This is a genomic window from Actinomadura soli, assembly GCF_005889715.1.
Classification (GTDB): Bacteria; Actinomycetota; Actinomycetes; order Streptosporangiales; family Streptosporangiaceae; genus Spirillospora; species Spirillospora soli.
The window spans coordinates 1-4,913 of record NZ_VCKW01000411.1 but is presented as its reverse complement, the minus strand read 5'-3'; the positions used below and the strand labels follow the sequence as shown (position 1 = coordinate 4,913).

The window sequence follows — 4,913 nt, the reverse complement described above, 5'->3', positions numbered from 1 at the left end:
CCCGGGCTCTCCGGCGCCTCCGCGGCGGCGGCGGGCGGGGCCTGGACGCGGGCCAGGGCGCTCGGCCACCACATGTGCCGTCCGACGTCCAGGTTCAGCGCCGTGACCAGCACCGACCGGACCACGAACGTGTCGAGCAGCACCCCGAACGCGACCGTGAAGCCGAGTTCGGCGACGAACACCAGCGGCAGCGACCCGAGCGCCGCGAACGTCCCGGCCAGGACCGCGCCCGCCGAGGTGATGACGCCGCCGGTCGCGGCGAGCCCGATCAGCGCGCCGCGCCGCGTGCCGACCCGTTTCGTCTCCTCATGGACGCGGGTCATCAGGAAGATGTTGTAGTCGGTGCCGAGCGCGACGAGGAACACGAACGTCCACAGCGGGAACGACGGGTCGGCCGCGTGGAACCCGAAGACGTGGTTGAACATGAGCGCGCTGACCCCGAGCGCCGCCGCGTACGACAGCACGACCGTCGCGACGAGGATCAGCGGCGCGACGAGCGCGCGCAGCAGCAGCGCGAGGATGCCGAACACGACGACCAGGACGATCGGGATCACGGCTTTCTGGTCGCGGCGGGACGCGTCGTTGATGTCGAGCGTCACCGCCGACGAGCCGCCGACCTCGGCGTTCGCGCCGGGCACGGCGTGCACGGCGGTGCGGGCGTTCTCGACCGCGGCGAACCCGCGATCGCTGTCGGGCGGCGCGGTGAGCGTGCCCTCCAGGTAGACGATGCCGCCGGACGGCCGCCCGGGGTTGTTGCCGGCGAGCTTGACGTCCGCGACATCGGGGACCTTGGTGAGGGCGGCGCGGACGGCGTCCTGCGTCCCGTCCTTGGTGACGATCTGGAGGGGCGAGCCGCTGCCCGCCGGGAAGTGCCGTCCGAGGACCTCCTCGCCCGTGACCGAGTCGGGCTTGCCGGTGCTGAACGACTCGCTGGCGGGCAGCGACCCGGTCCGCAGCCCGAAGAGGCCGGCCGCGAACGCGCCGAGCACCACGGCGCTGATCAGCCACGTGGCCCGCGGCCGGACGGCGACGGCCGCGCCGACCCGTGCCCACGCGCCGCGCTCGGTCGGCTCGTCCGAGCCGAACGAGGGGCGCCGCGGCCAGAACATCCAGCGCCCGCAGATGACCAGCATCGCGGGCAGCAGCGTGACCATCGCGGCGAGCGCGACGGCGACGCCGATCGCCATCACCGGGCCCATGCTCTTGGTGGAGTTGAGGGTGGCGACGAACAGGCACAGCATGCTCAGCGCCACCGTCGTTCCGCTCGCGACGATCGCGGGCCCGGCGCGGTGCAGCGCGATCGCCATCGCCTCGTGCCGGTCGCGGTGGCGCCGCAGCTCCTCCCGGTAGCGGGCGATTAGCAGCAGCGCGTAGTCGGTGCCCGCGCCGAAAACGAGCACGGTGAGGATGAACGCGGCCTGCCCGTTCACGGTGAGCCCGGCGTACTCGGCCAGCAGGTAGATGGCCGCCTGCGCCGCCATCAGCGCGAACCCGACGCACACCAGCGGCGCGAGCCACAGGATCGGGCTGCGGTAGGTGATCAGCAGGATCCCGATGACGATGGCGGCGGTGATGAGCAGCAGCGTCTTGTCGAACCCGGAGAACACGTTGCTGAAGTCGCCCGCGTACCCGGCCGGCCCGGTGATGTGCGCCTCCAGCCCCGGCGCGCCCTTCTGGACGATGTCGCGGTAGTCGTCGACGGCCGGGCCCAGCAGATCCCACCCGTCGTTGCCGACCTGGACGTTGACGAGGGTCTCCAGCGCCTTCCCGTCCTTCGACGGGATCGGCCCCTGGACGCTGACGGCGAGCTTGCGCGGCGGGGCGGAGCCCTTGGGGTCGCCGCTGACGGCCTGGAGGCGGGGGACGTCCGCGGCGGCCTTCGCCCGGTCGGCGGCCGTGAGCGCGCCGCCGTCGCGGTGGTAGACGACCACGGCGGGGAACGTGTCGGCGGGCACGAACCGCTCGGACACCTCCAGGACCCGGGTCGACTCGGCGTCCTGCGGCAGCCACGCCGACGACTCGTTCGACTGCGCGCCGGTTAGCTTGCCCGCGAGCGGCATCGCCACGACGAGGAGGACGAGCCAGACCCCCAGGACGACCCATTTCCCGACCCGCCCGCAGGGCAGGGAAGCGAACTTGTACGCGCGCGACATCGGAACCCCCATGAACGTCAGACCCCCGGGATCTTCTTACATACGCCGCCGAACGCCGCTCGGCAAGACATATCGCGTGAGGGATGGGGGCCGGAGGCCGGTTCCGGCCAACCGATGATCACGACTCCCGCGACCGCGTCTCCGTGATCATGTCGAGGCGGCGCAGGATCACGCCCTCGCGCAGCGCCCAGGGGCAGATCTCCAGCTCGGTGAGCTCGAACAGGTCCATCGCGGCGTCCGCGACGATCGCGCCGGCGAGCAGTTGGCCGGCGCGCCGCTCGGACACGCCGGGCAGCTCCGCCCGCTCGGCGGACGGCATCGCGGCCAGCTTCTCCGCCCAGTCGGTCAGGTCGGCGCCCGCGAGCGTCCGCCGTTGGTACGGTCCATCTGCCGAGGGGGCGGCGCCGGCGATGCGGGCGAGCTGCCTGAACGTCTTGGACGTCGCCACCGCGTGGTCGGGCGGGCCGTACCGGGCGACGTCCCCGACCCGCCGCGCGATCTTCGCCCGGACGTGCCGCCGCAGGCCGCGGACCTCCTCCGCGGGCGGCGGGTCGGCGCTGAACCGGTCCCGGGTGAGGCGGCCCGCGCCGAGCGGCAGCGAGAACGCGACGTCCGGCTCCTCGTCGATGCCGGAGGCGATCTCCAGCGACCCGCCGCCGATGTCGACCACGAGCAGCCGTCCCGACGACCAGCCGAACCAGCGCCGCACCGCGAGGAACGTCAGCCGCGCCTCCTCCTCGCCGGACAGCGCCCTGATGTCGATCCGCTTGTCGGCGCGGATCCGCTCCAGGACCTTTTCGCCGTTGGCGGCGTCGCGGACAGCGGACGTCGCGAACGCGACGAGGTCCTCGACGCCCTTGTCCTCCGCGATCTGCAACGCCCCGTCGACGAAGTCGCGCAGGAGCGTCTCGCCCTCGTCGGACAGGCGGTCGCCCTCCTCCAGATGGTCGGCGAGCGCCAGCTCAGCCTTGTGCGAGAACGCGGGCAGCGGACGGGCTCCCTCGTGGGCGTCCACCACCAGCAGATGCACGGTGTTCGAGCCAACGTCCAGCACGCCGAGTCGCATGCATATGACGCTAGCGGACGGTCCCGTGTTGACCAGGTCTGACCGCCTTCGAAACAGCCGTGACCGGCATACTCTGCACGCGGGGTGACGGATCGGACACCGAACTGTGACCGCCGGGTCCCATCCGCGGCCTGGGCGGTGACCGGCTGCGGCTACGGTGTCGGCATGACGGGGTTTCGGACATGACGGCGGCGTCGGAACGGCGGTGGCGGGTGCCGCCCGCCCAGGTGGCGGTGAAGTGCGCCGGGGCGGCGGCCGTCACGGCGCTGGCCGTCCTTTACAGCCACGACCCCCAGTTCCTGTTCCTCGCGATCGCCGCGGCCGCCGGGCTGAACGTGCTCGCGCTGCGCGACCTGGTCGCCCCGGTGCGGCTCGCCGCCGACGGCGACGGCGTCACCGTCGTGACCGGCTACGCGGGGCGCCGCCGCGTCCCGTGGGACGCGGTGACCTCCATCCGGGTGGACGAGCGGCGCCGCCTCCTCCTGCACACCCGCATCCTGGAGATCGAGACCGCGGACGACCTGCACCTGCTCAGCGCGTTCGACCTGGGCGCGGACGTCCACGACGTCGCCGACGAGCTGTACCGGCTCCGTGCCCGGACCGGGCCCTGACCTCGTCCGTCACCGGTCCGCCGGGGGCGGGGGAAGCTCGTCCGGCGTGGGGAACGAGCTCTGCGCGCCCGCCTTGCGGACGGCGGCGGCCCCGGCCCGCGCGGCGTAGCGGGCGGCGTCCAGCAGCGGGTCGCCGCGGGCGAGCCGCAGGCACAGCGCGGCGGTGAACGCGTCGCCCGCGCCTGTGGTGTCGACCGCCTCCGCCCGCGGCGACGGGATCCGGACGGGTGCCGCGGCACCGTCCGCGACGACGACGCCGTCCGCGCCGAGCGTGACAACGACGGACCGGGGCCCGGAGCGGGCGAGCGCGGCCGCCAGCGCACGCGGATCACCGGCCCTGTCCTCGCCCAGTAGATAGGTGGCCTCGTGCTCGTTGACGACGAGCGGATCGCAGCGGGTGAGCAGCTCGTCGGGGACGGGCGCGGGCGGCGACAGGTTGAGGACGATCCGCCCGCCCGCCTCGGCGGCGACGCGGGCGGCGGCCACCACGGCGGGCAGCGGCACCTCTAGCTGGAACGACACGACGGACGCGGCGGCGATCATCGCGCGGGCGGCCGTGACGTCGTCCGGGCCGAGCCGGGCGTTGGCGCCGGGCGAGACGATGATGCTGTTGTCGCCGTCCGGTCCGACCGTGATCAGCGCGACGCCGGTGGGCGCGTCCGGCGTGGTGAGGAGATGGGCGAGGTCGACGCCGTCCGCCGCGAGGGCGCCGCGCAGCAGCTCGCCGTGGCCGTCGTCGCCGACCCGCCCGACGAGCCCGGCCCGGCCGCCGAGCCGGGCCGCCGCGACCGCCTGGTTGGCCCCCTTGCCGCCCGGATGGGTGGCCAGGTCGGAGCCGAGGACGGTCTCCCCCGGCGCGGGCCGCCGGTCGACGCCGACCACCAGGTCCGCGTTGACCGATCCGACGACGACAACGTCCCAGTCCCATGAGCGCACGGTGTAACGGACTACAGGGGCCGGGCGCGTCCGCGCAACCCGTGTCCCGCCGCGTCCCGCCCCGCTCCGGGCCCCGGTCCGTCGTTGTCACGCTCGGCGCGGACGGCGTCGTCGTCGCGGACGGTGCCGCGGCACCCGTCCGGATCC

The 4,913-nt window shown here is 74.0% G+C and carries 4 protein-coding genes; 1 reads left to right on the top strand and 3 read right to left on the bottom strand.

What is annotated here, in order from left to right:
• The coding region (locus ETD83_RS39370) for an MMPL family transporter (protein WP_138650317.1) at window positions 1-2,153 on the bottom strand (2,153 nt) is incomplete at its 3' end.
• A gap of 118 nt (window positions 2,154-2,271) precedes the next feature.
• Entirely contained in the window at window positions 2,272-3,219 is a 948-nt protein-coding gene (locus ETD83_RS39365; protein WP_138650315.1) for a Ppx/GppA phosphatase family protein, read from the bottom strand.
• Window positions 3,220-3,401: 182 nt separating this feature from the next.
• On the opposite strand from ETD83_RS39365, the gene ETD83_RS39360 reads away from it, so the two are divergent.
• Window positions 3,402-3,830, top strand: coding sequence for a PH domain-containing protein (locus ETD83_RS39360; RefSeq protein ID WP_138650313.1), 429 nt, complete (start codon window positions 3,402-3,404; stop codon window positions 3,828-3,830).
• A 9-nt stretch (window positions 3,831-3,839) separates the two neighbouring features.
• On the opposite strand, the gene ETD83_RS39355 is transcribed toward ETD83_RS39360, so the two are convergent.
• Window positions 3,840-4,766 carry a ribokinase gene (locus tag ETD83_RS39355; protein ID WP_138650312.1) on the bottom strand — a complete coding sequence of 309 codons (927 nt, stop codon included), beginning with the start codon at window positions 4,764-4,766 and terminating at the stop codon, window positions 3,840-3,842.
• Window positions 4,767-4,913 lie beyond the last annotated feature (147 nt).